Origin of the sequence: Dyella subtropica, assembly GCF_026283965.1 — a bacterium.
Classification (GTDB): Bacteria; Pseudomonadota; Gammaproteobacteria; order Xanthomonadales; family Rhodanobacteraceae; genus Dyella_D; species Dyella_D subtropica.
In genome coordinates this window covers 103,753-130,206 of record NZ_JAPDPD010000009.1, presented here as the reverse complement: position 1 = coordinate 130,206, position 26,454 = coordinate 103,753, and the positions used below count along the sequence as shown (strand labels likewise).

At 59.3% G+C, this 26,454-nt stretch carries 22 protein-coding genes; 18 read left to right on the top strand and 4 right to left on the bottom strand.

Annotated features, from left to right (window positions below; genetic code table 11):
• Nucleotides 1–26 precede the first annotated feature (26 nt).
• Both OUZ45_RS09775 and OUZ45_RS09770 read right to left on the bottom strand, forming a co-directional pair.
• A complete protein-coding gene (locus OUZ45_RS09775; RefSeq protein ID WP_266169841.1) occupies nt 27–1,004 on the bottom strand; it encodes an HlyD family secretion protein in 978 nt (325 codons plus the stop codon).
• Entirely contained in the window at nt 1,001–1,681 is a 681-nt protein-coding gene (locus tag OUZ45_RS09770; protein ID WP_266169840.1) for a TetR/AcrR family transcriptional regulator, read from the bottom strand. The genes OUZ45_RS09775 and OUZ45_RS09770 overlap by 4 nt, the downstream gene beginning before the upstream one ends.
• Before the next feature lie 146 nt (nt 1,682–1,827).
• Here OUZ45_RS09770 and OUZ45_RS09765 point away from each other — a divergent pair, with 146 nt between their 5' ends.
• The 4 genes from OUZ45_RS09765 (at nt 1,828) to OUZ45_RS09750 (ending at nt 5,568) form a co-directional block, all read left to right on the top strand.
• Nucleotides 1,828–2,805 (top strand): PhoH family protein, encoded by a 978-nt coding sequence (locus OUZ45_RS09765; protein ID WP_266169839.1) that lies wholly within the window; start codon nt 1,828–1,830, stop codon nt 2,803–2,805.
• A 32-nt stretch (nt 2,806–2,837) separates the two neighbouring features.
• On the top strand, nt 2,838–3,323 hold the full coding sequence (ybeY, locus tag OUZ45_RS09760; protein WP_266169906.1) for an rRNA maturation RNase YbeY: 486 nt from the start codon (nt 2,838–2,840) through the stop codon (nt 3,321–3,323).
• A gap of 93 nt (nt 3,324–3,416) precedes the next feature.
• The gene (locus tag OUZ45_RS09755) at nt 3,417–4,265 is read left to right on the top strand and encodes a CorC family transporter (protein ID WP_266169838.1); all 849 of its coding nucleotides are present in this window, start codon (nt 3,417–3,419) and stop codon (nt 4,263–4,265) included.
• A gap of 82 nt (nt 4,266–4,347) precedes the next feature.
• Nucleotides 4,348–5,568, top strand: coding sequence for a lipoprotein N-acyltransferase Lnb domain-containing protein (locus OUZ45_RS09750; RefSeq protein ID WP_266169837.1), 1,221 nt, complete (start codon nt 4,348–4,350; stop codon nt 5,566–5,568).
• 149 nt (nt 5,569–5,717) lie between these two features.
• Here OUZ45_RS09750 and OUZ45_RS09745 read toward each other — a convergent pair whose 3' ends face one another.
• Nucleotides 5,718–7,727: an acyltransferase family protein gene (locus OUZ45_RS09745; RefSeq protein WP_266169836.1), complete on the bottom strand. Its 2,010-nt coding sequence runs from the start codon at nt 7,725–7,727 to the stop codon at nt 5,718–5,720.
• A 153-nt stretch (nt 7,728–7,880) separates the two neighbouring features.
• On the opposite strand from OUZ45_RS09745, the gene OUZ45_RS09740 reads away from it, so the two are divergent.
• Complete coding sequence (locus OUZ45_RS09740) at nt 7,881–8,897, top strand: magnesium and cobalt transport protein CorA (protein ID WP_266169835.1); 1,017 nt, start codon at nt 7,881–7,883, stop codon at nt 8,895–8,897.
• Between the two features lie 73 nt (nt 8,898–8,970).
• On the opposite strand, the gene OUZ45_RS09735 is transcribed toward OUZ45_RS09740, so the two are convergent.
• On the bottom strand, nt 8,971–11,073 hold the full coding sequence (locus tag OUZ45_RS09735; RefSeq protein WP_266169834.1) for a dipeptidyl-peptidase 5: 2,103 nt from the start codon (nt 11,071–11,073) through the stop codon (nt 8,971–8,973).
• Between the two features lie 324 nt (nt 11,074–11,397).
• Here OUZ45_RS09735 and OUZ45_RS09730 point away from each other — a divergent pair, with 324 nt between their 5' ends.
• From OUZ45_RS09730 to OUZ45_RS09670, 13 genes are all read left to right on the top strand, one after another.
• Complete coding sequence (locus tag OUZ45_RS09730; RefSeq protein WP_266169833.1) at nt 11,398–13,137, top strand: peptide MFS transporter; 1,740 nt, start codon at nt 11,398–11,400, stop codon at nt 13,135–13,137.
• A 154-nt stretch (nt 13,138–13,291) separates the two neighbouring features.
• Nucleotides 13,292–13,735: a pilin gene (locus tag OUZ45_RS09725; RefSeq protein ID WP_266169832.1), complete on the top strand. Its 444-nt coding sequence runs from the start codon at nt 13,292–13,294 to the stop codon at nt 13,733–13,735.
• Between the two features lie 329 nt (nt 13,736–14,064).
• Entirely contained in the window at nt 14,065–14,505 is a 441-nt protein-coding gene (locus OUZ45_RS09720) for a pilin (protein WP_266169831.1), read from the top strand.
• A gap of 84 nt (nt 14,506–14,589) precedes the next feature.
• Entirely contained in the window at nt 14,590–16,647 is a 2,058-nt protein-coding gene (locus OUZ45_RS09715) for a tetratricopeptide repeat protein (protein WP_266169830.1), read from the top strand.
• On the top strand, nt 16,644–18,644 hold the full coding sequence (locus OUZ45_RS09710) for a hypothetical protein (protein ID WP_266169829.1): 2,001 nt from the start codon (nt 16,644–16,646) through the stop codon (nt 18,642–18,644). The genes OUZ45_RS09715 and OUZ45_RS09710 overlap by 4 nt, the downstream gene beginning before the upstream one ends.
• Before the next feature lie 460 nt (nt 18,645–19,104).
• Nucleotides 19,105–20,214: a GDP-mannose 4,6-dehydratase gene (gene gmd / locus OUZ45_RS09705; protein WP_266169828.1), complete on the top strand. Its 1,110-nt coding sequence runs from the start codon at nt 19,105–19,107 to the stop codon at nt 20,212–20,214.
• A gap of 5 nt (nt 20,215–20,219) precedes the next feature.
• Nucleotides 20,220–21,179: a GDP-L-fucose synthase family protein gene (locus OUZ45_RS09700; RefSeq protein ID WP_266169827.1), complete on the top strand. Its 960-nt coding sequence runs from the start codon at nt 20,220–20,222 to the stop codon at nt 21,177–21,179.
• Nucleotides 21,176–22,513 carry a flippase gene (locus tag OUZ45_RS09695; protein WP_266169826.1) on the top strand — a complete coding sequence of 446 codons (1,338 nt, stop codon included), beginning with the start codon at nt 21,176–21,178 and terminating at the stop codon, nt 22,511–22,513. Before OUZ45_RS09700 ends, OUZ45_RS09695 begins: the two co-directional genes overlap by 4 nt.
• A 14-nt stretch (nt 22,514–22,527) precedes the next feature.
• Nucleotides 22,528–23,127: an O-methyltransferase gene (locus tag OUZ45_RS09690; RefSeq protein ID WP_266169825.1), complete on the top strand. Its 600-nt coding sequence runs from the start codon at nt 22,528–22,530 to the stop codon at nt 23,125–23,127.
• Complete coding sequence (locus OUZ45_RS09685; RefSeq protein ID WP_266169824.1) at nt 23,124–24,092, top strand: hypothetical protein; 969 nt, start codon at nt 23,124–23,126, stop codon at nt 24,090–24,092. Before OUZ45_RS09690 ends, OUZ45_RS09685 begins: the two co-directional genes overlap by 4 nt.
• A 10-nt stretch (nt 24,093–24,102) precedes the next feature.
• Entirely contained in the window at nt 24,103–24,543 is a 441-nt protein-coding gene (locus tag OUZ45_RS09680; protein WP_266169823.1) for a cupin domain-containing protein, read from the top strand.
• Nucleotides 24,540–25,649: a DegT/DnrJ/EryC1/StrS family aminotransferase gene (locus OUZ45_RS09675; RefSeq protein WP_266169822.1), complete on the top strand. Its 1,110-nt coding sequence runs from the start codon at nt 24,540–24,542 to the stop codon at nt 25,647–25,649. Before OUZ45_RS09680 ends, OUZ45_RS09675 begins: the two co-directional genes overlap by 4 nt.
• Nucleotides 25,646–26,407, top strand: a complete 762-nt coding sequence (locus OUZ45_RS09670) for a class I SAM-dependent DNA methyltransferase (protein ID WP_266169821.1) — start codon at nt 25,646–25,648, stop codon at nt 26,405–26,407. Before OUZ45_RS09675 ends, OUZ45_RS09670 begins: the two co-directional genes overlap by 4 nt.
• Nucleotides 26,408–26,454: the final 47 nt, after the last annotated feature.

Here is a 26,454-nt window from a genome sequence, read left to right as displayed (position 1 = left end):
GATGCCGTTGCCGTTGCCGTTGACGCTCATGGGCCCGCCCCAGCGTAGTCCACCCGCACAGGCAACCCCACCGGGAGGTCCGCCGCATCCGGCCCCAGCGTCAGTTCGGCCACGTAGCTGAGGCGCGCCGCGTCTTCGCCGATCAAGGCGTAATACGGCGTGAACTCGGGCTCGCTGCGGATCAAGCGCACCTTGCCGAGATACGCCTTGTCTCGCCCATCCACATGCACGCGCAAGGTGTCACCCACATGCACGCTCGCGCGCATCGGCTCCTGTACGTAGATGCGCGCATAGGGCGCGTCGCCGGCAAGCAGAACAACTAGCGGCGCACCCACGGGCGCTTGGTCGCCGAGCTTGTAGGGGATGCTGTCTACGCGGCCCGCGCGCGGCGCGACAACATCCAGCTTGGCGAGCAGCACCTTCTGCGCCTCGGCTTGCGCGATCGCGGCAGCGAGGGTGGCTTCGCCCTGGGCGATCTGCTCCGGACGCGTGCCATGCAGCAGCAGATCAAGCGCTGCGCGAGCCGCCGCCGCCTGTCCATCCGCGTTACCAGCGGCGGCGCGAGCGCGATCGAGATCGGATGCCGCCACGTAGTTGTCCTTGCGCAACGGCAGCAGGCGCTCGTAGTAAGCACGCGCATCGCGCGCCTGGGCCTGCGCGGCGGCCAGATCCGCACGCGCTTTGGCAATGTCTTCCTGCCGCGGGCCCACGCGCAATTCCAGCAAGGCTGCCTGCTGTTGTTGCGCCTGGGCCTGGGCGGCGGCGAGATCCGACTGGGTGTGGGCCGGGTCCAGCTTCAGCAACGGCTGTCCGGCGGTGACCTGCTCGCCCTCGCGCACGCTGACCGCCACCACACGCTCTGCTGCGGGTGCGGGCATGGTGATGCGGTCGTATTCCAGCGTACCCAGCGCCTGTGGCGGCGACTTGCCGCATCCAGCGAGAAACACCGTGCAGCCCAGTGCCAGCAAGGCGAGTCGGCATGCTGCATGTGTGTTGATGATCATGGTGATGCTCCAAAGGTGTTCGCACCCACGCCATCCTTGAGCAGGGCCAGCGTATGGGTAAGCAAGGTCTGCGGATCCAGATCGTCGGCGCGAAAAACGCGTTTCCAGATCGGCGCACCCGCCGCGGGAAACAGCGTCAGCCCCACCAGCGACACCACCAGCAAGCGCGGATCGAGATTCGGATTCAGACGGCCTGCGCTCTGGGCCGCGGCGAAGCGCTGCGCCAGCATCTGCGGCAGACTGGGGATGAGTTGGTTGAACAACACTTCGCGCAGTTCGCCGCCCTCGCACAGCACCTCGCGCACCCATAGCGATGGCAGCCACGGATGTTTCGCGACCACTTCGCCGATGCCTTGCACAAAGCCGGCGACCAACACCGCCGGGTCGTCGCTCGCCTGTGCCAGACGCTCACGCATGGGAATCAAGGCCGGCAACAGACGCTCATCGATCAGCGCCTGCTTCAGCTGCGCCTTGTCGCCAAAGTAGTAGTGCAGCATCGCCGGCGTAACGGCGGCATCCGTCGCAATCGCACGCAGGGAGGTGCCGCCGATGCCGTCGCGGGCGAACCGCGCGATGGCAACGTCCAGCAGGTGTGCGCGCAGATCGCGTTCATCACCGCTCGGGCGGCCGGCGCTACGTCGCCGGGGTGCGGTGGAAGGGGGCTTGGGTTTGGTCATGTCCATAAATTAATTAAGCGATTAATTATTTGCAAGTGGCGACCCAGCAAAACCGTTTGCAGGCCCCCAGCCTTTCGCGGCGCCCAAGCCCTCGGACCCGCTCGCCAGTGGCCCCGAGAGGCGCCGCGCGCTACTCTCGCGCGCCTATGACCGAACTCAATCAGCGCGACTTCGCGCTCGACCCCGAAGACAACGCCCGCCTCGCCAACCTGTGCGGCCCATTCGACGAACACCTGCGCCAGATCGAACTGCGCCTGGGCGTGGAGATCGACCACCGCGGCAATCTGTTCCAGGTGATCGGCGAGGAAGCCGCCACCAAGGCCGCGGAAAAAGTGCTGCGCGTGCTCTACGCCGGCGCCGAAAACGAATCGCTCACCGGTGCCAAGATCAACCTGCACCTGGCCGAATCCGGCATCGACGCAATCACCGCCGAGGCCGCGGAAAGCGCACAAGAGGTGGTGATCAAGGTCAAACGCGGCGTGATCAAAGCCCGCGGCGCCAACCAGTCGCGCTACCTGCACGCCATCACCACGCATGACATCAACTTCGGCGTAGGTCCCGCCGGCACCGGCAAAACCTACCTCGCCGTCGCCAGCGCGGTGGAGGCGCTGGAGGCCAACCGCGTGCAACGCCTGCTACTGGTGCGCCCGGCGGTAGAGGCCGGCGAAAAACTCGGCTTCCTGCCTGGCGACCTGACGCAGAAGGTCGACCCCTACCTGCGCCCGCTGTACGACGCGCTGTACGAAATGCTCGGCTTCGAAAAAGTGGCCAAGCTGCTCGAGCGCAACGTGATCGAGATCGCCCCGCTCGCCTATATGCGCGGACGCACGCTCAACGACTCCTACGTGATCCTCGACGAAGCGCAGAACACCACGGTCGAACAGATGAAGATGTTCCTGACCCGCATCGGCTTCGGCTCGGTGGCGGTGGTCAACGGCGATGTCAGCCAGATCGACCTGCCGCGCAACGTGCGCTCAGGTCTTCGCCACGCGGTCGAAGTGCTGCGCGGCGTCGACGGCATCAGCTTCACCTTCTTCACCTCGCGCGACGTGGTGCGCCATCCGCTGGTGGCGAAGATCGTGCGCGCCTACGAGGCCTTCGAGCAGACGGAGGAACCGAAGTGAGCCGCGCCAGCAAGGCGGTGAAGACTGGCGGCATGCGCACTTCTGCCACAGCCAAAACAGCACCGACTTTGCAACTGTCGGTGGGCTACGCCGCGCCACGTACGGGCGTCCCGTCCTCCGCCAGCTTCCGTCTCTGGGCGGAAGCCGCACTGCGTGGTGCGCGTCGGCGCAAAGCCACGGAACTCTCCATCCGTATTGTCGACACCGACGAAGGCCGCGCCCTCAACCGCGATTACCGTGGTAAGGACTACGCCACCAATGTGTTGTCCTTTCCGGCCGAACTGCCACCCGGCATAGCCCTTCCGCTGATCGGCGACCTCGCCATCTGTGCCCCCGTGGTGACCCGCGAAGCCGCCGAGCAAGGCAAGCGTCCCCGCGACCATTGGGCCCATATGACCGTGCACGGAGTACTCCACCTGCTCGGCTACGACCACATCGAAGATGCCGAAGCCGAGGCCATGGAAGCCCTGGAAACCCGCATCCTGGCTGGGCTCGGCATCGCCGACCCGTATGCCTGAGTTGGAATAGCACTTAGCTTGAGCCCTGAATTGTCACGAAATTTCCGCTAGACTGGGGTTTCCGCCCGCATTCGGGCAGCATCCGCAAGAGTAATGAACGAGGACCCCGGCAGTACCAGCGGCCCGGCCCACCGCAAATGGTGGGATCGACTGGGCCATTTGTTTTCCGGCGAGCCGCGCAATCGCCAAGAGCTGATTGAAGAGCTGCGCTCCGCTCAGGCCAACGGCCTGATGTCCAACGACACCCTCACCATGGTCGAGGGCGCCATCAAGGTCACCGAGCTGAGCGTGGATGATGTCATGGTCCCGCGCGCCCAGATCGTGATGATCTCCGCCGACGCGCCCCTGCGCGACATTCTCGACATCGTGGTCGAATCCGGCCATTCCCGTTTCCCCGTCCACGGTGAAGACAAAGACGAGATTCTCGGCATCCTGCTGGCGAAAGACCTGCTGAAGTTCGTGGGTAACGACGAGCAATTCAGCATCGGCACCATCCTGCGCCCCGCCGTGCTGATTCCCGAGGCCATGCGCCTCAACGTGCTCTTGGCCGAGTTCCGCCACACCCGCAATCACATGGCCCTGGTGGTGGACGAGTACGGCGGCGTCGCCGGCCTCATCACCATCGAGGACGTGCTCGAGCAGATCGTCGGCGAGATCGACGACGAGCATGATGACGAGGAAGAGCCGCAGCTGATGCACGAACAGGCCGGCGGCGGCTGGCTGGTCAGCGCACTCACACCGATCGCCGATTTCAACGAACAGGCCGGCGCGTCGTTCTCCGACGAGGAGTTCGACACCGTGGGTGGCATGACCACCTCCGAGTTCGGCCATCTGCCTGAAGTCGGCGAGGAAATCGCCATCGGCGACTATCTGTTCCACGTCACCGAGGCGGACGACCGTCGCGTGCAGCAGTTCCGGGTGACCCGCCAGGCGGAAGACTGACTCCGCCCCCATGGCCGGAGCTGTCGCGACTGAAGACGCTCCGGCAGAATCGCCTCTCGCCCCAAAACCGGAACGCCCGCCCATGAGCCTGACTGCTCGCATCCTCCTGCTATGCGCCTTGCTCCTGGCGGGCATCCCGCCCAGCGCGCATGCCGGCGTGGCGAACGCACCAGGCGCGAACCTCGAGGTCGCGCTGATCAGCTATGGACCGGGCGAAACCTATTGGGAACGCTTCGGCCACGACGCCATCGAGCTGCGAGATACCGTCAGCGGCGAATCGATCGACTTCAACTATGGCGTATTCGATTTCGACGAGAGCGGCTTCCTGCTGAACTTTGCGCGCGGCCGTATGCACTACCTGATGGATGCATCCACCACCGAGACGGACCAGCGCTACTACATCGAGTCCGGTCGCTCGGTAACGCGCCAGCCACTGGCCCTCACGCCAGAGCAGACTTCGGCACTGCGCGATTTCCTGATGTGGAATCTGCGCCCCGAAAACGTCCGCTACAACTACGACTACTATGTCGACAACTGCACCACACGCGTACGCGATGCATTGAACCGCGCACTGGGTGGCGTGCTGCAGAAACAGCTCGAAGCACGCACCGGCGGCATGACCTATCGCCAGCAAACCGCGCGCCTGATGAGTGCGCAGACCTGGCTGATGCTGATCCTCGATCTCGGCCTCGGCCCCTACGCCGACCAGCCGCTCAACGCCTGGCAGGAAAGCTTCCTGCCCATGGTGCTGCAACGCGAACTCGCCCATGTCCAGGTGAGCGACGGCCAGGGCGGCACCCGGCCGCTAACGCAAGACGGACAATTGCTATCGCCGAATCGTCTGGACACACCGCCCGACCAGGCGCCCGACTTACGCATGCCCCTGGCCATCGCCGGCCTGCTGTTCGCAGCACTATTAGTGATCGCAGCGCGCTACTGGCCCACCGGCCTGACGCTGCTGGGCACCTTGTATCTCGTGTCGGCCGGCATCGTTGGCGTACTGCAGCTCGTGCTATGGACACTCACCGCCCACCACTCAGCCTGGGCCAATGCCAATCTGCTGCTGTTCAACCCGCTGGCCTTCGTTCTACTGCCCACGCTATGGCGCATCCGCAAAGGCATGGCCGCCTCGCATTGGGCCGACCGCGTCATCCTGCTCCAGCTGCTGGCTCTTGTGGTGGCTGTGTCGCTACATCTGCTGCCCGGCGTGGTGCAGCAGAATCAGCCGTGGCTTTTGTTCGCCCTGCCGGGTTGGCTGGCTCTCTCCTGGATCTTGCGGCGCGGGCTGCGTCGTCTGGGTTGAAACTGAATCCGCAAAGATGCGCACTCCACCACCACAGAGCCTTAGGCATCAGAACTCCTCTGACGGCCATTCGCTTCGCCTTGCTTGTTGGCTCTTGCCGATAGGCTGTGGCAGCTATAGCCCCCCCCCCAAGACAGGGCACACAATAATCAATTGAAGCCCTGTTTCACCCCAGAGTCGTCCTGGCCCGTGGGCGGTCTAGCAGCCAACCGCTCACCCAGCGCCTTTCCGAGTGACGCGGCAAAACTTCCGGTCAGATGATGTGTATCGCGATACACCGCCTTACCCTGTCGCTCGGCACTGCACACACCATTCGGACAAACCAGGTCATTCAGATCAATGACCGTGACATTGGTGAAGCGACTGGCGGCCTGCTGCAACCAATGAAAAACAAGATCTTCGTGCTCATTCTTTGACGACGCCGTACAGGACAGCAAAGCATTGGAGTCCGCGATGACCACTTTATGCGTTTCAAGGCAATTTGGGCCGTCGAACGGAAGCTGTGGCGTATCACGTAACACGTATATATGCGTGGATGCCCCGCTGATCTTTCCTAGCACCCTTGACGTGCCGTCAACCCATTGCCTTTGTGTAAACTCTGGAGTAGAGGTCGTGCTCAACACAACCACGTCTGGCTTGATAGAAGCAATTTGCTTCAGCGAATTCTCGCGCCAAGCCGAACACTCCGTAAACTCCCGCTTGATGGGCGGGTAGAAAAACGGCTCATCTACCATCGGGCACGCTGATTTTGTCAACACAAGCAGACGCCAACCTGGCTTATCGAAAACCTCGATCATAGCCGGAAACCATTGCCCCGCAATGCTATCCCCGAACAACACGGCCGTGTGCTTCGCATACTCAGACCCGAAACGACAGATATGCACTCGAACGCTCTGGTACCCCTCGTCGCAACCTTGGAAATAGATGGCAGGCGTATCTAATCTCGCCCCGGCATACGGTTGAGTTTTAGATCTTTGCAGCTGATCCGACGCATCGTTGCGCCAAGCAAGCATCAACAAATTAGCAGCTATCGATATCAGCACTACACAGACTAGAGATGCCCACCGATGAGTCAACCATCGCTGCTGACTGCGAATTGGATTCTCAATCCATTGATAGGAAGCGATCGCTATCGCCAGTGAGGCCAGCACCCCCAGCGCGCTATCGATCACAAAATTCGACCCCGGCTCAGTTCGCATGAGTAACAGCACGGGCCAATGCCATAGATACCAGGAATAAGAAACTCGCCCAAGCAACTGCAGGGGACGCCATGACAGCATTCGTGGAACACTCAGTGCCGAGAAATTTGGCCCGGCCGACAGAATCCCTGCAGCGCCGAATGCCGGCAGTAGAGCCTTCCAATCGGGGTAGGAAGTATTTGGATCAAATACAAGCCCCGCTCCAACAATCGCGGCCAAACCAAACCATCCTCCCCAGTACAGGACCCGCGAATCACTGACCCGAGGTCCGACGATCTCCTCACCAATCTGCCGTTGAAGAAAAATCCAAACAAGCGCCCCAACCGAAAACTGCCATGCTCGGAAAGGCATCATGTAGAACGTCCACTGTGGGACACTCTGCGTGAGTGACAGGCATCCAGCCATACTGATCAAAAAGACGATCAGCAACACTGCCTTCAGCCGCATCAGCTTTCCGCCCCCTCCCAAAAAAGCCGCCAGCAGCAATATCGGCCAGAATAGGTAGAACTGCTCTTCCACCCCCAATGACCAGGTATGCAAGAACAAACTGGACTCGGCCCCCGGGGCAAAATAATCCAGCCTGGCTAGCGCAAAATGGATATTACTCAGCCATACAGATGCCATTGCAGCGGCACCAGCCTGCTCCCACTGATCCCCTGGGACGAGCATCTGTGATGCCAACACACACACAGTCAGCAGCATCACGATCAGCGCCGGCATAAGCCGGCGCAATCGCCGCAGATAGAACTCAACGAAATCTACGCGGCCGCTATCCGCAATTTCACGCACTAGCAGCCCAGTGATGAGGAACCCAGAAAGGACAAAGAAAACATCCACCCCGACAAAGCCGCCGCGGAGCCACGGAACCCCAGCGTGCGCGGCCACCACCAATAAGATGGCAACAGCTCGAAGCCCTTCGATATCACCTCGAAACCCCAATCGGTACTCGTTCGTACTCATCCGCCAACCGCGCCCCTGTGCAGTCCCCACCTTTGAGTCGGGATGATAGCGCCTACGACGAGGTGCACTGGCGAGATCGGAATAATCCGTGAACTACACACCAGTTCAGTCCCGTCATTGCCCTCCTTGCTTCGGAAACGGCATGATTCGGCCATGTCATTGATCCAGCCCATCACGCCTGAATCCTCTGCCGCCAGCATGGTCGTCAACTGCGTCGCCTACAACAAACGCGACGGCAAGCGCATCGGCGACATCACGCTGGATGCCATCAGCGACGTCTTGAGGAAGCCGGAGACCTTTGTCTGGGTCGGCCTGCACGAACCAGACGAATCCCTGTTACTGAAGCTGCAGGAAGAATTCGACCTGCACGACCTAGCCATCGAGGACGCCCAGCAAGCTCACCAGCGCACCAAGATCGAAACCTATGGCGACTCGCTATTCGTCGTCGTGCAAACCGCGCAGCTGGTGAATGGACATATCGCGTTTGGCGAAACGCACATCTTCCTGGGGCCGCGCTACCTGGTCACCGTGCGCCACGGCGCCTCGCTTTCGTACGCACCCGCACGGCGCGCCTGCGAATACACCCCAGACCTGCTCGCACTGGGACCGAGCTACGGTCTCTACGGCGTGCTCGACTTCATCGTCGACAACCTGCTGCCCATCGTGCGCGAGTTTCGCGAAGAATTGCAGGAGTTGGAGAAGGACATCTTCGCCGACACGTTCAATCGCGGCACCGTACGACGACTGTACGACATGCAACGCGACCTGATGACCTTGCGCTTGGCCGCCGCGCCGCTACAGGACATCATCAGCCAGCTGGTGCGCATGCACCCGCACCTGATTCAGGACGAGCTGCGCGCCTACTTCCGCGATGTGTACGACCATGTGTTTCGCGTCAACGAATCCATCAGCGCCATGCGCGAAATGTTGGCCGCGGCCATCAGCGTCAACCTGTCGCTAGTGACCTTCAATCAAAACGAAGTGATGAAAAAGTTGGCCGGCTGGGCTGCCATGCTCGCCGCCCCCACCCTGCTCACCAGCTGGTACGGCATGAACTTCACCCACATGCCAGAACTCGCCCAGCCCTGGGCGTACCCCATGATCATTGTCGTGGTGATCAGCGTGGTCGCCGGCATCTTCTTCGGGTTGAAGCGGGCGAAGTGGTTCTGAGCCGCTGAGCCAAGCCTGTCGATGCAAACGAAAACGGCGGCCACGTGGCCGCCGTTTTCTTTATGGTCGCGCATTACTCGCCGGATTTTTGCCCAGCGTTTTTGGACGTCCACTGCTTTAACCAGGCATTGACCGTCTCATGCCACTGCACGCTGTTCTGCGGCTTGAGCACCCAGTGGTTCTCGTCGGGGAAATGCAGGAACTGGCTTGGAATACCACGACGCTGCAGCGCGGTGAAGGCGCCCATGCCCTGCGTCTCCGGAATGCGGAAATCCTTGCCTCCGTGGACCACCAGCATCGGCACGCGCCAATCCTTCACATGGTTGACCGGATTGAACTTCTCATAATTCTGCGGGTGGTCGTACTGCGTACCGCCGTTCTCTTTCTCTTCGAACCAGAGCTCTTCGGTGTCGTAGTACATGGCGCGCGCATCGAACACGCCATCGTGATCGACCAGGCACTTCCACGGCTCGTTCCAAACGCCAGCGATCCAATACACCATGTAGCCGCCGTAGCTGGCGCCCAGCGCGCAAGCCCGGTCGCCATCGAGGAAGCTGTACTTGCCGAGCGCGGCCTGCCAGCCGGCCTTCAAATCATCCAGCGGCTTGCCGCCCCAGTCGCCCGAGATGGATTCGGTGAAGGCCTGACCGTAACCGGTCGATCCGTGGAAGTTGATGGTGACCACAGCAAAGCCCTGCCCCGCATACGTCTGCGGATTCCAGCGATAGCTCCAGCTATTGCTCATCGCACCCTGTGGGCCACCGTGGATGATGAAGGCCACCGGGTACTTCTTGCCGGACTTGTAACCCACCGGCTTGACCACGTAACCCTGCACGGTCTCGTTGTTCCAACCCTTGAAGGTGAAGAACTCCGGGTCGCCCACCTGCGCGTTCTTGAGACGCTCAGCGTTGTAATGGGTAACCTGCTTGAGGCCCTTGCCACGTGGATCGGCGACATAAAGGTCGCCTGGGCGCTTGAGATCGTCGCGCGATAACAGCAAGCGGGACTTGCCGAGCGCATAGCCGCTCACATCACCATCGGTAACCACCGTGCTGACTTTGCCGCTGGCCGCGTCGATAGCGAACAGCGGATGTTGGCCATGGTCGTCAGCGGTGGCGTAAAGCGTCTTGCCGTCATTGGAAACCTGCAAGCCGCCGGCGGAACGATCCCAGCCTGGAGCGACCTCGCGCTTCTGGCCGCTGTCGAGATCCAGCGCAGTGATGCCGAAGCGGTCCGCCTCGGAACCCGGCTCCTTCATCGCGAGGTAGTAGAGCGTCTTGCCATCCGGCGAAGGCACCGGGAAGGCATCCCAGGCGAGGTTCGCAGTGGTCAGGTTCTTCGGCGCAGCAGAACCATCTGCCGGCACACTGTACACATCGAAGTTGGTCGACCACGGCTCGGTTTTGCCGGCAATACGCGCACCGAAATACACCGTGCGGCCATCCGGCGAAAAACTGAATTCATCGTCACCGCCGAACGGCTTGCTGGGCACGTCACCGTCGATGTCGCGACTGAGCAGTCGCGGATGCTCATCAACGCCATCCAGGTTCGTGATGTAGAGCTGTGCGCGGCGACCGTCCGCCCAAGTGTCCCAGTGCCGCACGAACAACTTGTTGTAGACAGTGCCGGTGGACTTGTCTGCTTCGCGACCGTCAAGGCGTTCCTTGGTGCAGGCCAGATCGGCGCAATCGGTGAACACCTCGAAGCTGAGCAGCGCCTGCTTACCATCAGGGGAAAGCCTGAACGCGTTGACGTCGATCGGCGCATGCGTGACCTGCGTCGACGTGGCCGCCGTTTTGCCCAGCAACCCGGGCGCCGGCTTGTTCGAACCCCAGCGCCAGAGCTGAGCCACGCCATCCTTCGCCGCCAGGTAATAGAAGGAACCATCTGCGGCCCAACGCGGCGAAGAACCCTTGTCGATCACCTTGCGTGGCTGGCCGGCCGGCTCCAGATCCAGCATGTAGATCGCGGTGACGCCCTTGTTGGCGGCATAGTCGGTGCTGCGCACGGTGTACAGCGCATAACGCCCGTCCGGCGACAACTGCGGGTCGCCGACGCGATCCATCATCACCAGATCGTGGATGTTGAACGGGTGCGGTGCGCGGCTCTCGACCTCGGCGGCCACCACCGGCACGGTCGCCAGCGAGAGCGCCAGCGCGATAAACAGGGGTTTCATGGATGGAATTCCCTTGGCGTTGCGGAAGCAGTGACGGTAAGTGCCTGTGCCGCGAGACGCAAGCGAGCACTTACCCCTCCCTCTGCGAGCAGGGGGAGGAGCTAAAAGCTCGCGACGACATGCTCCCTCCCCTGCTTGTCCCGAAAAGGGGACTGCCTTCGGTCGCAGTGAGGGTTGGGGAGGGGTGAGCCCTTGCACCGAAGCCTCATGACATCATTGCGGGGCTTCACCTCACCCGGCCCTCCCCCGCTTCACGCAAGGGAGGGAGCCAATCGGCTTGGGCGTCATCGCTATACTCGACCTTTTGTGTATTGGCAGGCATTGATGAACAACGCCACCACGCTCGCCCCGGCGCCCTCGACCACCGCCAGCCCAGACGAGCTATTCGGCCATCCCAAAGGCCTGTACATCTGCTTCTTCACTGAAATGTGGGAGCGCTTTTCGTTCTACGGCATGAAAGCGCTACTAGCGCTCTACCTCATTAAGCATCACGGCTTCAGCGACGCGGAGAGCCTGTCGGTGCTGGGCGCCTACGGCGGCTTGGTCTACGCCACGCCCGTATTGGGCGGCATCCTGGCCGACCGTTACCTCGGCATGCGTAAAGCGGTGGTGTTAGGCGGCGTGCTGCTCTGCCTCGGCCACCTCGGCATGGCCGTTGAAGGACACGCCGCCACCATCGGCCCAGACGGCGTCGTGCATCGCGATCTGTTCGCCCTGAGCGTGTTCTACCTGTCGCTGGCGTTGATCATCAGCGGCGTCGGCTTCCTCAAACCGAACATTTCCACCGTCGTAGGCAAGCTCTATCCAGAAGACGACCCGCGCCTCGATTCCGGCTTCACCTTGTTCTATGCCGGCATCAACGTCGGCGCATTGTTCTCCGCCCTGATCTGCGGCTACCTCGGCGATCGCTTCGGCTGGGGCTACGGCTTCGGCGCAGCCGGCATCGGCATGCTTGCCGGCCTGAGCGTATTCCTCACCGGCCAGAAATACCTGCAAGGCCACGCCGAACCACCGAACCCAGAAGCACTTCGCCGCCGCCTGATCGGCCCATTGAATGTGGAGTGGACCATCTACCTCTGTGCCGCGCTCGCCCTGCCCGCGCTCTGGGCATTGATGCAACTGGGTAGCGCCGTGCTATGGCTGCAACTGCTGACCATGGCCGCATGGCTGGGCTGGCTCGGCTGGTATGTCACCGTGCGCTGCACGCCGGTGCAACGCCAACAGATGCTGGCCTGCGTGTTCTTCGTGGCGATCTGCTTGCTGTTCTTCGCACTGTACGAGCAGACCTACGGCTCGTGGGTGCTGTTCAACGACCGCATGCTGACCAAGGATCTGTTTCCGTCACTGGTGATCCGCGAAGGCCACCCCGTGCCATGGTCCGTACTACCGCTGATCCTCAGCCCCTTCATGGTTGCGCTCGCCCTGCGCATGCGCGGCAGTCGCGCACCCGCCGTGATGCTCGGTTCGCTCACCGTACTCGGCATGGCGCTGATCGTGCGCGACTGCATCGTGCTGCCGCAGAGCGCCAGCTCGCTCACCTACCTGGGCGCGCTGTTCATCGTGCTGCTGTCGCCGATCATGGCGTGGCTATGGCCCTTCCTCGAACGCTACGGCATGAATCCGTCCAAGCCGGTAAAGAGTGCGATTGGCCTTGCCTTCGCAGGACTTGCCTTCCTGCCGCTGATGGCGGGCAACCATGCCGTCGGCCCGGATAGCCTCGGCAGCGTGTGGTGGATCGTGCTGGGCTACTTTTTGATTGAGATCGGCGAAGTCACCTTGTCACCGATTGGCCTGGCGGCTGTGACGCAACTCTCAGTCCCTCAAGTCGTCGGACTGATGATGGGCGCCTGGTGGCTGGGCACCTCGTTCTCCGAACAGCTGGCGTCAATCTTTGGCAAGTTCGCCGCACTGGATATTCCGGCGGATGGGAAGATCGATATGGCTGTGGCTACGGCCAAATATGGGGAGCTATTTCAGCACATGGTCTGGCTGGGGCTGGGGTCTGCCGCGGTAGCGCTGTTGTTGACGCCGGTGGTCAGGCGGTGGATGCATGGGGTGAAATGAGGCATATACCACCGGAACGAATGCCTGACTCGAAGCGTGTTTCGGGTCACGAAATCAAGTTACTCACCTTCCATCGAAGGCCCGAAGCCATTCGCCTCCCCTCAAATTGGTACGAAACATGCCTTTCTCCTGGAGATACACACAGGGGACTGACATGTTACGCCAACACCTAGCCAAGGGCTTCACTCTGATCGAGCTGATGATCGTCGTGGCGATCATCGCGATCCTCGCCGCGATCGCTATCCCGGCGTATCAGGATCATGCCATTCGTGCCCAGGTCACGGAAGGAATGAGTCTGGCCACCGGAGCCAAGACTGCTGTGTGGGACTTCCTCTCCAACACGGGGAGGTATCCGCCAAACAATCAATCTGCGGGACTGGCCAGCGCCGCATCCATCACCGGCTCCTATGTGTCCAATGTGGACGTCAGCGGCGGCAAGGTAACGGTGAAGTTCCAGGGTTCAAAAGCCAACTACCATATCAATGGCGCCAACATCTATCTCGCGCTGTCTCCAGTTACACAGGCTGGCAGCATCACCTGGACCTGCACTCCCAGTAAGCTCGATCCCAAATATCTGCCCGCACCCTGCCGCCAGTAGACGCTGCGACTCCGACCCATAGGACAAAAAACGTCACCTAATGCCGCTTCAGGGCAACCCAGTCGACTGCTTCCGAGATCACATTTCGAGCGGCCGATAGCCAGATCAGATGTTCGGTTGTGAGCTTTCGTGAACCTAGGCACACTTCTTGAGCCCGCCGCTATGCGGCAATACGTTCGCGGCAGCCATGGCACATATGCTGCTTGACCTTGCCGCGAGCTTCCTGGTCGTTCCTGACCGCAAGCATGGGGCCGATCCCGCCTAGGGGGCATCGGGACTGGGGCTCAGGGGGCATCAACGGTTAGCTAACCAAAAACAGAGGAACCACCATGAAGAAGAACATGCAGAAGGGCTTCACCCTGATCGAACTGATGATCGTGGTTGCGATCATCGCCATCCTCGCCGCCATCGCCATCCCGGCGTATCAGGACTATCTGATCCGTACGCAGGTGTCGGAAGGTGCAGTGCTGGCTGATGGCTCCAAAACCGCCATTGCCGAGTTCTACAGCAGCAAGGGCACTCTCCCGACCGCAAACGCGTCGGCCGGCTTGGCCGCGCCCGGAAGCATCACGGGCCAGTACGTGAGCAGCGTAACAGTTAACGGCGGTGTGATCACTGCAGCCTACGGTGGCACCAAGGCGAACAAGGTCCTTAGCACCACCCCGTCCACGCTCATCGTTTCGCCAATTACCCATGCAGGCAGCGTCGAATGGCATTGCAGGGCTGGCACCGCTCTGCCGGCGAAGTACCTGCCGTCCGCCTGTCGTTAATTCCCAGGCACGGCATCTTGTAACGCAGGGGCCGCCTAGTGCGGCCCTTCTTTTTCGTTCTGCCTTGACACACCCAAATCCGGTATGAAGCCCCGTCAATTGTTTCTGCCCCTGGCGCTCGCAGCTATATTGATCGCCGCCTGGTGGGCATATCTGCCGGGATTGCGTGGCGGCTTTCTCTTCGACGATTTCGTCAATCTTCCCGCCATCGGCGCCCAGGGGCCGATCAACAATTGGCCTGGCTTCTGGCGTTATGTCACGTCTGGCACCGCCGACCCCACGGGCCGACCACTGGCTTTGCTGAGCTTTCTTGCCGATGCGCAAGACTGGCCGGCTGACCCGATGCCTTTCAAGCGCACAAGCCTGATCCTGCATCTGTTAAACGCCGTTTTGATTGCGCTGTTGCTGCGACAAATAGGTCGCGAGCTGCGGCAGATATCGACAAACGAAACGCCACGGTGGCGCGCCGATCTCGCTGCTGTCCTAGGTAGCGCCTTTTGGCTCCTGCACCCATTGTTGGTGTCGACCACGCTCTACATCGTCCAGCGAGAAGCAATGCTTTGCGCGACATTCACACTTGCCGGCTTGCTTGTGTGGCTACGTGGCCGAACACTCCTGCATCGAGGACGCATTCCGAGCGGATTGGCCTGGATGGCTTTGGGGCTTGCAGGCGGGACGCTTCTCAGCATGCTGAGCAAGGCGAACGGCATTTTGTTGCCATTGCTTGCCCTTGTCATCGACAGCACACTGCCTTCCTTGACTGATTTTCCGAACCGGAAATCCAGGCAGGTCTATCGCATTTCGATGTATCTACTCGCTGGTGCGCCAAGCCTTTTGGTAGCTAGCTACCTGCTCTACGTGGGCTGGAACGGTTTCATTCATGGCATCTCTGCGGCACGCCCCTGGACTCTCGGCCAGCGCCTGCTGACAGAGCCTCGAGTGCTGATGGAATACCTGAGGCTACTTTGGCTTCCGCACCCATTCACTTCCGGGCTATTCAACGATCAAGTCCGAGTGTCAGTCTCACTGTGGTCTCCCGCCACCACACTCCCTGCCGTTCTTGCCATGTCTGCATTACTCGCTGGCGCCTACCGATTCCGTCGCCGATGGCCATCCATAGCGCTAGCGGTGCTATTTTTCTTCGCGGGCCAGGCGCTGGAGTCGTCCACCGTCGCCCTCGAGTTGTATTTCGAACACCGCAACTACCTGCCGGCCATGCTGCTGTTCTGGCCTTTCGCCCTCTGGCTGTGCGGCGTACCGCTTGACTCCAGCGTTACCCGCTCAGGCGCCGCCCTTAACGGTTTGAATATTCGCCGATATTCACTTGATGCACTCAAGGCTATATTCGCGACAGGGCTCTTGCTTGCTCTGCTGATGATGACGCATGCACGCGCCGAGCTATGGGGCAACATGCACGATCAGGCACTGCTATGGGCACGGATCAATCCCGATTCCGCTCGCTCACAGGCCTATGCCGCACAGGCGGAACTGGCTGCTGGTCAACCCGATCGGGCAGCAACACGGCTGCAAGGCGAACTGAACAAGTCACCCGACGAGGTACAACTCGCTCTCAATCTGGTAGCTGCGCGCTGCCAGGCGGGCCATTTGGATACGTCAACGCTGAATTCGGCCGTGCGCGCCCTGCAAACCACTCGTGACACCGGCATCTTGCTTACCAATTGGTTTGGGCGAGCACTCGACCAGAGCCCCACCCCACCCTGCCCGGAACTCAACCTGGCAACGATCGGCAAGTTGCTGAACGCCGCTCAATCAAATCCGCAACTCACTGACATCCCCGGCCGCGTTCAGGATCTTGACTTCTTATGGGGCCGCATTGCGCTAGCGGAAGGGCAACCCGAGGCAGCGTTGGAGAAATTCAATCACGCGCTCGACCAACAAGTGCGCATTTCCCTCGCGCTTCAGCAAGCAGCCTTGCTGGGCTCAGCCGGCTATCCTGCCCAAGGCATTGCTCATCTCGATTACTACCAGGCGGAACGACAACGCGAGGACCCACCAGGCTTCGGCATGCCACGGATCCACGCCTGGGTGCTAGATCGGCAGCAATACTGGGATCGAGAGTTGGCGCGACTACGTAATACACTACTCGCAGACGAACGGTCAGACCACTTAACCCATCGATGAGTCAAGAACGATATTCAAGTAGCAGCGGATGGTGGGTACTGATCGCCGCCTTTGTGGCGACGACTACGCTGTACTGGCCCGGCCTCTCTGGCACCTACCTATTTGACGACTACCCGAACATTGTCGACAACCCTGGCGTACACCCCAGCACCGCGAATGTGCCTTCATTGGTGCGCGCAGCCCTCTCATCGCCCGCCAGCGACTTCAAGCGCCCTCTTGCCTCGCTAAGTTTCGCTATCAATTATTTAACGACTGGCCTCAATCCCTATTGGATGAAGCTAACCAACCTTGCGATCCATCTGCTCAACGGATTGCTTGTCTTCCTGCTCGCTCGCATGCTGCTTGCAGTAGCCGCGATAGGAGTCGATGGCATCAACAACCCCACTCGCCGTCAGGGCATGCTAGCTGCTCTGATCGCAGGTGCTTGGCTCCTGCTACCGATCAACCTCACCCCTGTACTGTACGTCGTTCAGCGCATGGAAAGCCTGGCAAACCTGTTTGTGCTCCTTGGATTGATTGGGTACCTCGTTGGCCGGCGTCACATGCTTGGCGACGCGACCATCACTGCGAATCCGGGGCAAGAATCGCGCGCCAGGAATATCACGGGCCGGACATTGTGCTTGGTTAGCCTTGTCGTTCCAACCGGCATTGGCCTATTAGCCAAGGAAACCGCCGTGATGCTACCCCTCTATGCGGTTCTGATTGAATGGATAGTGCTGAAATTCCGCGCGTTGCCAGAAAAGAAAGACAAAGGTCTCATTGCGCTATTCCTGCTAATCCTTGCTCTCCCATTGGCTATAGGCATGGCTTGGCTTCTTCCCGGCATCATGCGACCAGAAACATGGGCTTCTCGCGATTTCTCCCTCGGCACAAGATTACTCAGTGAGTGCCGTGTCGTCATCGACTATATCGGTTGGACGCTGCTACCAACGCCGTCGGCGCTGTCGTTCTATCACGATGATTTCCTGATCTCGACAAGCCTGCTATCGCCATGGACGACTCTGCTGAGCCTGCTTGTGCTGGGATGGCTGATTGCACTCGCACTATGGTCACGCAACCGCCAGCCTCTTGTAGCGCTTGGGATTGCCTTGTACCTGGGTTGCCATCTTCTGACAGCGACCGTCCTCCCGCTCGAACTCATTTATGAGCATCGCAACTATTTCGCCAGTTTTGGACTGCTACTGGCACTCATTCCAACACTTGTGCCATCTCACACACCGCCAGAATCAGCCATTGACGGTCATCGACCTATTGGATTTGCCCTACCTCGCTACGTCTTGATGGCCGGGCTTTTACTCAGCTGGACTGTCCTCACCGCGATGACCGCGCAAGCATGGGGAAATCCATTGAGACTTGCCGAGGAGTTAGCCGCCCGTGCTCCGCAATCACCCCGCGCGCAGTACGAATTGGGTCGTACCTATATCGTTTACTCCCACTACGACCCAGCTTCGCCCTTCACGAAGCTGGCCTACCCCCCCTTGGAGGCTGCTGCCGGCCTACCTCAATCGTCAATCCTGCCAGAGCAAGCGCTGATCTTTATGAACTCGCGCATGCATTTGCCACTTTCAGATGCATGGTGGGACTCCATGATCGCTAAATTGAAGTCTCACAAGCCGGGCATACAGGATGAGAGCTCGTTGGGTGCCCTCACCCAGTGCGCGCGTGACCACCACTGCGAACTTCCTACGGATCGGATGATAGAAGCCTTCATGGCTGCACTCTCTCATCCCAACCCGACCGCGCGGCTCCTCGCCATGTATGGCGACTACGCCTGGAATGTGCTTGACGATCACTCACTTGGATTACATATGATTGAGGAGGCGGTTCAAGCACAGCCTTCTGAATCGGCCTATCAGGTCACAAAGATAAAAATGTTGGTCTCGAACGGGGACACTACCGAGGCAAGACACTCGCTGGATCGTTTGCGCACCCTGAATATCGGCGGGTCACTCGATGAGACCATTGCCGAAATGGACAAACTCTCTTCGAGACCATAGCGATGCGCTACCCATATCAGCGATAACGGGCCACATACCTCCAATCTCAAAGCAATCAGAAACACGGCGAATCTTGCCATCCTCAGCAGCAAACTGTTTTCACAGAACCCTCGCCCCGTGACACGCCTCTATATCGGTGGTCCCGGTAGTCGTGACGAACGCAAACGGCACGCCGATGAGACCTCCAGTAGCCAGCGGCTGACTAACGATGACCTATAAGTGAAGGGATTGGCGCGACGAAACATCGAGACCCTCGAGCCCGCCACCCGTGCCATCCCGGCTCGCATGCAAGCCACTTGAGGGCATTCGGAAGAGACCCCGGAGGCAGGAAGCAGTGAAGACAAAGAATGTTGCCGAAAATTGAATAGTGACCCAGCTGAATGGCGCGCCCTGGCGGCCCTGCAATGACAGCAGATACTGTTAAACATCAGATGGCAAATTCAATTCCATGGAACCACACATGAAACGGGCACTAATTTCCGGGATCACTGGCCAGGACGGAGCCTATCTGGCGGAGCTCCTTTTGAAGAAGGGCTATGAGGTGCACGGCATCAAACGCCGCGCATCATCCTTCAATACGGATCGTATTGATCACCTGTATCAGGATCCGCACGAATCTGGTCGACGTTTTTTTCTGCATTACGGCGACCTGACAGATGCCACCAATTTGATCCGTATCATTCAGCAGATTCAGCCAGACGAGATATACAATCTCGGCGCGCAAAGCCATGTACAGGTATCCTTCGAAACGCCAGAATACACGGCAAACGCCGACGCCATCGGCACGTTGCGTCTACTCGAAGCAATTCGAATTCTCGGATTAGAGCGTAAGACCCGCTTCTACCAAGCATCGACGTCGGAACTTTACGGTCTTGTGCAAGAGACTCCACAGCGCGAAACGACGCCATTTTACCCTCGCTCACCCTACGGCGTCGCCAAGCTGTACGCCTACTGGATCACGGTGAACTATCGCGAGGCGTACAATATGTACGCCTGCAACGGCATCCTGTTCAACCACGAATCCCCTTTGCGTGGTGAGACGTTTGTTACACGGAAGATCACACGCGCTCTTGCCCGCATCCACCTCGGGTTACAGGATTGCTTGTATCTCGGCAATCTGGATGCGAGGCGCGACTGGGGACATGCCCGCGACTATGTCGAGGCGCAATGGTTGATGCTCCAGCAAGCCCAACCGGAGGACTACGTCATCGCCACAGGTATTCAGCACTCCGTACGCGACTTCGTGAACGAGGCAGCTGCAGAAATAGGCATAGCCATTGAATGGCGAGGCCATGGAGCCGAAGAACACGGTGTGGTGCAAAAGGCATCTACTGATTCAATGGCAAAGGTAGGTCAGCGCGTCGTCGCCATCGATCCACGGTACTTCCGCTCTGCCGAGGTGGATACGTTACTCGGCGACGCCAGCAAGGCCAGCGCTCAGTTGGGTTGGCAACCCTCCATCAGTTTCGCCCAGCTCGTGCGTGAAATGATGCAATCCGATCTTCAGCTCGCCCACCGCGATGCGATGGTCAAAAGCGCCGGCTATCGTTCTCCCAACCATCACGAATAAGCCAGATGGATATACACGCCCGCATCCATGTTTCCGGCTATCGCGGCCTCGTAGGCTCAGCCATCGTACGTCGCCTCCGTGCTGAGGGGGCCGACCATTTGCTGCTGCGCACACACCAGGAGTTGGACCTGACCGATCAACTTCAGGTCGAACAGTTTTTTGCCGACGAGAAGCCGGAATACGTCTTCATGGCAGCCGCCAAGGTCGGCGGCATCCATGCCAACCGTACGTTCCCGGCCGAGTTCATTCGGGACAATCTCGCGATCCAGACCCATGTCATTCACAGCGCCTGGAAGCATGGAGTACGCAAGTTGCTGTTCCTCGGGTCGTCCTGTATCTACCCGCGCGATTGCCCCCAGCCGATCAAAGAGGAATATCTGCTTACCGGGCCACTTGAGCCGACCAACGAGCCCTACGCCATCGCCAAGATCGCCGGTCTTGAAATGTGTCAGGCCTACCGACGGCAATACGGATTCGATGCCATCGTGGGCATGCCGACCAACCTCTACGGTCCCGGCGACAACTTCCACCCTGAGAACTCGCATGTCGTCCCAGCGCTCATCCGGCGCATTCACGAAGCAAAAATAAGTGGCGCAACCGAGGTCGCCATCTGGGGCAGTGGCAAACCGCTGCGCGAACTCATGTACTCGGACGACCTGGCGGATGCCGCGCTCACCTTGATGCGCGAGTACAGCGATCTCGCGCCTATCAATATAGGGTCCGGCATGGAAACCAGCATTCTGGATCTAGCCCACGAAATTGCCCAGGTTGTCGGTTTTGCGGGTCAATTGACATTTGATACCAGCAAGCCAGATGGCACACCAAGAAAATATTTGGACAGCCAACGCCTGCACTCGCTTGGTTATCGGGCGCAAACGAATCTACGGGACGGCCTCATGCAAACCTATCGACAATGGCTTGAGAGCGACACTACTGCAAGTGCGGGGTCTACACATTCCCAATGAAGGTCATCACGTCGACGCTGCGCCAGGGGCAGAACGCGATCCGCGAGGTGTTCGCTTCCCGCATTCTTCAGCAGGCCGGCTGGCTGGCCACTGCCAAGATCGTGCAGGGGATCGCCAGCATGGCAGCGTCGCTAGCCATCGCTCGACATCTCGGACCCTCAGCCTTTGGCCAACTTTCGCTCGCCATCGCCTCCGCCACATTTGTGGCCACAGCGGCTTCGCTGGGCCTCGAACATATCGCTACACGCGAGTTGGCGCTGGACGGCAATAAGCCGAATGGGTCGATCATCCCCACGCTCCGTCGCTTACGGATGGGTGGCGCCATCATCGGCTCAACCATCGTCCTTCTCGCTTCGTACGTGCCTGCTGCAAACAGCTTCGGCATTTCCGGATTGCTGATAGTGCTAAGCCTGCTCCCTCTGGCGCAGGTGGGTGATCTCGCGGAATGGCAATTGATCGCCTGTGACCGCAGCAAGCGGATCGCTCAAGTGGCCATCATGCTTTCACCTGTCGCCGCCATCGCCCGCATTGTCTTCGTACTGCTGGGAGCTAGCATCTCGACGTTCGCGTGGATATTGGTCGCGGAGTGGTCGCTTCGCTCGACCCTGCTTATAGCATCGACCGAGGGGAACGTTTTTGGAAAACGAATCGCCGTCCCCGTGTGGATTTCAGAAGCCAAGTCCCTATTATTGGACAGCATGCCTTTGCTGATGGCGGGCATCGCCGTGTTCATTTATATGCGTATCGACCAGTTCATGATTGCCGGCATGCTGGACTCGCGGCAGCTTGGCTTATATTCCGCTGTCGTCACGCTTTCTGAGGTTCCTCTAATACTTCCGGCGCTTCTTTTGCGCGCCGCGCTTCCGACGCTAACCCGGCAATCTGTCGAGAGTCCGGCCATACGCGATCGCACGCTGGAAACGTTGATGCGCCATGTGTTTTACCTTCACCTTGCCGGCGCACTCATCCTTTTTCTACTTGCTGAACCTATCGTCGTCATGCTCTACGGCACGCCCTTCACCGAAGCTGCACAGGCCTTCCGCATTCAGGTGCTTGCCGCGCCATTCGTAGCGCTTGGTGTACTTAGTTCCACATGGTTGGTCTTGGAGCGCTGCACAGGACACGCGCTGCGACGCACGCTTGTTGGCGCCATTGCCAACGTCGCTCTCAACTTGGCGCTCATCCCGCACCTTGGAATTTCAGGTGCCGCGTTGGCGACTCTGGTGGCGCAATTCCTTTCCACGTATTTGGCCGACCTTGGTCATGCCGAGACACGGATGTTGTTCAAGATGAAAACCCGGGCCATGCTCCCGGGCCTGCGAGGTCTACGGTGAACATACGAATCCCATTGAAGCGCCAGCTAGCCCGTATCGAGGCCGCGACATCGGGCTATTTGGATCAGATAGGCTGGATTACAACCCGTGCAGCCGGCCTTGCCACCGATAAGGCCGGCCACCCTATACCGTGGTTCACTTACCCAGCGATCGCTCTATTGTCAGATCGCGTTCGCGCCAGCTGGCGAGTGCTCGAATTTGGCGCCGGCATGGGAACGCTGTGGTGGAGCCAACGCGTTCGCGAAGTCACTGCAGTCGAACACTCGTCGACCTGGGCGTCCCAGGTAGCTGCACAATGCAGCGCACGCATCCTGCGGGCCGCCGATGATACGGTTGCCAGCTATGTAGGATCAGCCCATGGCAGCGGCCCGTATGATGTAGTGATCGTTGATGGGCTATATCGAAATGAATGCCTCGAAGCAGCTACCGACCTCCTAGGTTCAGGCGGCGTGATCATTCTGGACGATGCACAGCGGGAGGAGTACGTACCAGGCATCGAGCACCTCCGCAGCATGGGTTATCGCATGCTTCCCCTGCATGGCCCGCAGCCGGTGAGCAAACATCCCGGCTGCACCTCGATCTTCTATCGCGACCATAACGTGCTCGGTCTATGACCCAATATGCCCCCATCGCCTACTTCGCGTTCAATCGCCCGCAACACACAGCGCGCACCCTTGCCGCGCTCAGCGCCAATCCAGAGGCCGCTGAGACAGATCTTCATATCTTCGTTGACGGGGCACGTCACGCATTGGAGCAACCTGCTGTAGATGAGGTACTTCGCCTCGCTCACGCAACCGAAGGCTTCCGCTCCGTGTCTGTACATGCGTCCCCCTCAAATCAGGGCTTGTATCACTCGATCACCCAAGGCGTGTCTCGCGTGATCGGCCATACGGGGCGCGTCATTGTGGTAGAGGACGACATCCTGGTCTCGCGGCACTTCCTTGCTTACATGAATGACGCCCTCAACACCTACCAGGACCTACGCCAGGTTGGTTGCATACATGCCTATAGCCCGAGTGCAGATGGATTTCCGGACTATTTCTTCCTTCGCGGAGGGGATTGTTGGGGATGGGCAACCTGGGCGGATCGCTGGCTACTCTATCGCGCGGACACCCGCGGCTTAGTCCACGACCTGGTTGCGAGCCGGCAGCTTGCCGCCTATCTCGACGTCAATGGCCACCATTCATTGGTTCACCTGGTCAAACGCGCCAAAGGGAGGAACCAGTCCTGGGCATCCAACTGGCATGCCAGTCTGTTTCTTGCTAACCGCCTGACGCTTCACCCCGGCCAATCGTATGTCGAAAATATCGGCAACGATGGGTCCGGCACCCACGCCGCGATCTCGGACGTCTACTCAACATCGGTTACATCGTCGTACGATGGCATCCACACAGTCCCCGTTGCGCACAACGACGTGTGTGCGCGCATCATGCGCGACTTCCTGGATGATGTCGCCCATGAGTCGCCGGGACGGAAATTGCGCCGCGTGCTCATCACTATGTTAATCAAGGCACAAGCCATTGCCATATACGTCACATACCGACCTCGACAATCAATGACACAACAATCTACCCATTGAAGAACTTATCATGATCGAGCGTATTTTCTGCAATGAGAAAGAGCTTGCCATAATCATTCGTCGCTCCTATCACAAGGAAGGCATTGAGTTCTTTACGCCTGGCACTTACTCGCAACAGATCGGATACATGAACCGTCCCGCGGGCTATGTCATTCCCCCGCACGTTCACAATGCCGTTCGACGAGAGGTACAGTACACCAAAGAAGTATTGCTGATCCGCAGCGGACGATTGCGCGTGGATTTCTACTCCGACACCAAGGATTACTTAGAGAGCACCATTCTCGAAGCTGGAGACGTGATTCTTCTTGCCTACGGCGGTCACGGCTTTGAGATGCTCGAACCCACCGAAATCATCGAGGTGAAGCAAGGACCCTATGCCGGTGACCATGATAAGACTCGATTCGACGCCATTCCCACAGAACAAATCAAATTGAAGAACGGTGCCGCATGATTCCGGTCAACACGCCCTTGCTCGACGGCAATGAGAAGAAATATTTACTTGAATGCATCGAGACCGGATGGATTTCCTCTGAAGGACCGTTCATCAAGCAATTCGAGGAGCAATTCGCATCCAGGGTCAATCGTCGGCACGGTGTCGCCGTCTGTAACGGCACGGCTGCCATTGACGCAGCTATCGAAGCGCTTGGCATCGGTCCCGGCGACGAGGTCATCGTCCCGGCGTTCACCATCATCTCCTGCGTTAACCAGATCGTTCGCGCGGGTGGCGTACCGGTTCTCGTGGACAGCGACCGCACCACTTGGAACATGGATGTCGGCCAAATTGAAAGAAAGATCACGCCTCGTACGAAGGCCATCATGGTCGTACACATCTATGGTCTACCGGTCGACTTGGATCCAGTTCTCGACATTGCTCGCCGGTATGACCTGAAGGTTATAGAGGATGCCGCGGAAATGCATGGCCAGACGTACAAGGGCCGACCGTGCGGTAGTTTTGGTGACATCAGTACCTTCAGTTTCTATCCAAACAAGCATGTCACCACGGGCGAGGGCGGCATGATCCTCACCAATAGCGAGCAGCTCGCTGATGATTGCCGCAGCCTGCGCAACCTCTGCTTCCAGCCCCATAAGCGCTTTGTGCACGAACGGCTGGGCTGGAACCTTCGCATGACCAATATGCAGGCTGCGATTGGTGTTGCACAGCTTGAGCGCTTGGACAACTTCCTGGCCCACAAGCGTCGTCTTGGAGCACGCTACACCACAGCACTCTCCACCTTGCCGAAGGTACAGCTCCCTATGGCTCGTACTGAGTACGCAGATAACGTCTACTGGGTATTTGGCCTTGTGCTGGACAAGGAAGCCGGCATCAGTGCCGAGGAAGCTATGCGTAGGCTAGCCTCCAGGGGAGTGGGAACTCGTCCATTCTTCTGCCCGATGCATCAACAACCTGTACTTCGTCGGCTAGGGCTATTCGATAATGAGTCCTACCCAGTGGCAGAGCAGCTCTACAGCCAGGGATTCTATATACCGAGCGGCATGGGACTGACCGATGCCGAGCAGGATCGCGTCTGCGAGATCCTGCTGGACGAATTTTCATGAGTATCTTCGGCAACCTCGCTCGCTTTTACGATACGGTCTATGCCGATAAAGACTATGCGGCAGAAGCCACCTATGTCATTAAGCTGCTGGACATGCACTCGCACGATTGCAAACACCTGCTTGAGCTCGGCTCGGGCACGGGCCGGCATGCCATCGAGCTCGCTCGCGCAAGCCGACACGTTGTCGGGATCGATGCCAGTCATGACATGGTTACGCTGGCTAATGAGCGACTCTCTCGACATCATTTGGAAGGTGTTTCGTTCCTGACAGCCGATGCCACCCGTTATCGGGGAGCCCTTCTGTTTGACGCGGTCATCGCTTGTTTCCATGTACTGAACTACATGGCGACACCACGGGCATTGATTGACGCGTTCTCCACAGCCGCGGCCCATCTTCCCAAGGGGGGCTTGTTTCTGTTCGACAGCTGGCACGGACCTGCGGTTAGAGCCAGTGGACCAGACACCAGAGTTCGGGACTTGAGGGCCGAATCAATGGACATCGTGCGCATTGCACAACCGAAACATGACCCTGAGCATCAAACGGTCGATGTACGGTATCGATTCTTCACGAGACAGCCACCCACAACCGAATGGCATCTAATTGAGGAAACGCACCATTTGCGCTACCTGTTCCGCAATGATGTCATTGATGCCTGCGAAAAGACCGGGTTCGAGCTTATATTGGATGAGGAATGGTTGAGCGGAAAACCTCTCAATGAAGCAACCTGGAACGCCTGCTATCTTGCTAGACGCACCTGAGGCAATGTCTCACCATATCCATTCCCAGCATTCTGGGTCGAGACCCA

Bases quoted from the DNA above. Each gene is read 5' to 3' on its own strand.
- OUZ45_RS09775 (WP_266169841.1), bottom strand. From the start codon at position 1,004: ATGATCATCAACACACATGCAGCATGCCGACTCGCCTTGCTGGCACTG.
- OUZ45_RS09770 (WP_266169840.1), bottom strand. From the start codon at position 1,681: ATGACCAAACCCAAGCCCCCTTCCACCGCACCCCGGCGACGTAGCGCC.
- OUZ45_RS09765 (WP_266169839.1), top strand. From the start codon at position 1,828: ATGACCGAACTCAATCAGCGCGACTTCGCGCTCGACCCCGAAGACAAC.
- ybeY (WP_266169906.1), top strand. From the start codon at position 2,838: ATGCGCACTTCTGCCACAGCCAAAACAGCACCGACTTTGCAACTGTCG.
- OUZ45_RS09755 (WP_266169838.1), top strand. From the start codon at position 3,417: ATGAACGAGGACCCCGGCAGTACCAGCGGCCCGGCCCACCGCAAATGG.
- OUZ45_RS09750 (WP_266169837.1), top strand. From the start codon at position 4,348: ATGAGCCTGACTGCTCGCATCCTCCTGCTATGCGCCTTGCTCCTGGCG.
- OUZ45_RS09745 (WP_266169836.1), bottom strand. From the start codon at position 7,727: ATGAGTACGAACGAGTACCGATTGGGGTTTCGAGGTGATATCGAAGGG.
- OUZ45_RS09740 (WP_266169835.1), top strand. From the start codon at position 7,881: ATGTCATTGATCCAGCCCATCACGCCTGAATCCTCTGCCGCCAGCATG.
- OUZ45_RS09735 (WP_266169834.1), bottom strand. From the start codon at position 11,073: ATGAAACCCCTGTTTATCGCGCTGGCGCTCTCGCTGGCGACCGTGCCG.
- OUZ45_RS09730 (WP_266169833.1), top strand. From the start codon at position 11,398: ATGAACAACGCCACCACGCTCGCCCCGGCGCCCTCGACCACCGCCAGC.
- OUZ45_RS09725 (WP_266169832.1), top strand. From the start codon at position 13,292: ATGTTACGCCAACACCTAGCCAAGGGCTTCACTCTGATCGAGCTGATG.
- OUZ45_RS09720 (WP_266169831.1), top strand. From the start codon at position 14,065: ATGAAGAAGAACATGCAGAAGGGCTTCACCCTGATCGAACTGATGATC.
- OUZ45_RS09715 (WP_266169830.1), top strand. From the start codon at position 14,590: ATGAAGCCCCGTCAATTGTTTCTGCCCCTGGCGCTCGCAGCTATATTG.
- OUZ45_RS09710 (WP_266169829.1), top strand. From the start codon at position 16,644: ATGAGTCAAGAACGATATTCAAGTAGCAGCGGATGGTGGGTACTGATC.
- gmd (WP_266169828.1), top strand. From the start codon at position 19,105: ATGAAACGGGCACTAATTTCCGGGATCACTGGCCAGGACGGAGCCTAT.
- OUZ45_RS09700 (WP_266169827.1), top strand. From the start codon at position 20,220: ATGGATATACACGCCCGCATCCATGTTTCCGGCTATCGCGGCCTCGTA.
- OUZ45_RS09695 (WP_266169826.1), top strand. From the start codon at position 21,176: ATGAAGGTCATCACGTCGACGCTGCGCCAGGGGCAGAACGCGATCCGC.
- OUZ45_RS09685 (WP_266169824.1), top strand. From the start codon at position 23,124: ATGACCCAATATGCCCCCATCGCCTACTTCGCGTTCAATCGCCCGCAA.
- OUZ45_RS09680 (WP_266169823.1), top strand. From the start codon at position 24,103: ATGATCGAGCGTATTTTCTGCAATGAGAAAGAGCTTGCCATAATCATT.
- OUZ45_RS09675 (WP_266169822.1), top strand. From the start codon at position 24,540: ATGATTCCGGTCAACACGCCCTTGCTCGACGGCAATGAGAAGAAATAT.
- OUZ45_RS09670 (WP_266169821.1), top strand. From the start codon at position 25,646: ATGAGTATCTTCGGCAACCTCGCTCGCTTTTACGATACGGTCTATGCC.